General features: G+C 68.0%; 1 pseudogene. It reads left to right on the top strand.

Features of this window, described 5'->3' with window-relative positions:
* Nucleotides 1-824 (top strand): annotated as a pseudogene (locus tag ACFU99_RS42590) (hypothetical protein); the annotation flags it as partial.
* Nucleotides 825-1,783 lie beyond the last annotated feature (959 nt).

Raw genomic sequence — 1,783 nt, 5'->3', positions numbered from 1 at the left:
AAGCGGTCGATGCGGGCCAGCGGCTGCGGGCCAGGTGGATCCGGCGCACCGGTCGGCGGCCCTTCGGCCGCCCGGCGGCGCCCGGCGGCCTGCGCGTCGAGGTGGTGGCGGGCGATCCCGTGGACCGGGAACCCGTCGAGACCCGTATCCTGCTCGGCGGGCGTCCCGTGGTCCCGGCGCTCTTCGCGCGCGGCCGGGCCAACAGCCCCGAATTCCTGCTGGACGACGGCCGTCTCCGGGCCGCCCCGCAGCCCCACGAGGTACAGCTCGCGGAGGCCTACTGCACCGAGGGATGCTGCGGAGCGCTCTACGTCACCATCCGGCGCGACGGAGACCAGGTGGTGTGGGAGAACTGGCGGCGGCCGTCCACCGGGTCGGCATCCCTCGAGCCCGCCCCCGGCCTGGCGGCCCGCCGGTTCGACGCCGTGGCCTATGACATCGAGATCGCCCGTGCCGAGGCCGATCGCTCCTGGTCCTGGACGGCCCGCACCACGGCCCGTCTGATCAAAGCCGGACTGGTGGAGCGGCCAGACCTGCTGAGCCGGTGGGACGCGAAACGGGGCTGGATCAGCAGCGGCTTCGACGACCCGGACACCACCGTGGTGACCTTCGACCACGCGCCGGGACTCGGCTCGGGGAAACCGGACGGCATTCCCCTCCACTTCCGCTGGGTCGTACCGGACGACGGCACCCCGCCTGAAACACAGGCGGCCGCCGCCCTGCACCGGCTGGCCGAAGAAGACCCGACGACCTACAGTCAGGTGTGCGGCGGCAACCGCGAACGCGCCGAAGAGCTCGGCTTCGCCTGGCCCGATCGTGCCTGACCCCCCGCCGTCGCAGACGGAGACCGTCAAGGGGAGGAAGCGCGACGCCCGGTGACGGACATTCCCACGTTCGGCCAAGTCACTGTGCGCACAGCCAACGTTAGAGCGCCCTCTCGGCGATTGCCCCATTAGAGGTGATCTGCTGAGCATCCTCGCACGACGAGCCAGGAGAAACGTGGCGGCCAAGCCTAGGCCAGGCCTCTTCACTCGCGCCGTTGAGTTCAACGGCGCGAACAGAGGGGCTGACTTGAGGGTGTCGAGAGCTGGCTGCTGATATCAGGTCTTGACCTCACCCGCCGCGGGCTTCAGCCGGGTTCATCGGTTTAGATAGGCCGACAGGAGCAGCTCGGAATCTGGGGAAAGTGTGACAACGCGGACTTGGCCACCGTCCCGGTAGGTCATAGTTCCGGGCACGTCGCCCACGGCAGGGTGATAGTCCCCGCGGGAGAGCGTCGAGAGAACCGTGGTTCGCAGACCCTCGCGAAGCATGAGAGAGAGCCCGAGCGGAACGGCGAGATCGACTGAGGGGTCTGCGAGCGCAGCATTGACGAGTGTATGGACATCCTGTGTCGTCATCGGCCTCTGAGGTCCGGTCATAGGTCCAGTATCGGTCTACGGTGAATGAGCGCCAACTTCCCAGTTCGGAGAAGCAGTAGTGGCAGGAAGACCTCTCCGACATCTTGTGGATACTGGCTGACGCGTTCGATCCCAAGGAAGCTGCTCTGTACGTAGAATGCGAGGCAAGACCGGACGCGACTCTGGCCGAACTCGCCGGGCGTCACGCGACAACCCGGCGTTGCCCTGCCCGGACGATCATCGCCGAGACTCAGGCTGAATTCGCGATATTCGCCCGGGAGCTGGACGACTGAGCGTGACCAGACAGATCTTCCGCTGCCCCCTGATGCCCAGCACCGCAGACCGTCCCGGCCGGACGCTCCCCGCTTGGCCCTGGTCGGGCC

It is taken from the genome of Streptomyces sp. NPDC057654 (assembly GCF_042800135.1).
Taxonomy (GTDB): Bacteria; Actinomycetota; Actinomycetes; order Streptomycetales; family Streptomycetaceae; genus Streptomyces.
The sequence above is the reverse complement of the archived record's forward strand: the minus strand, read 5'-3'. Positions and strand labels throughout refer to the sequence as shown.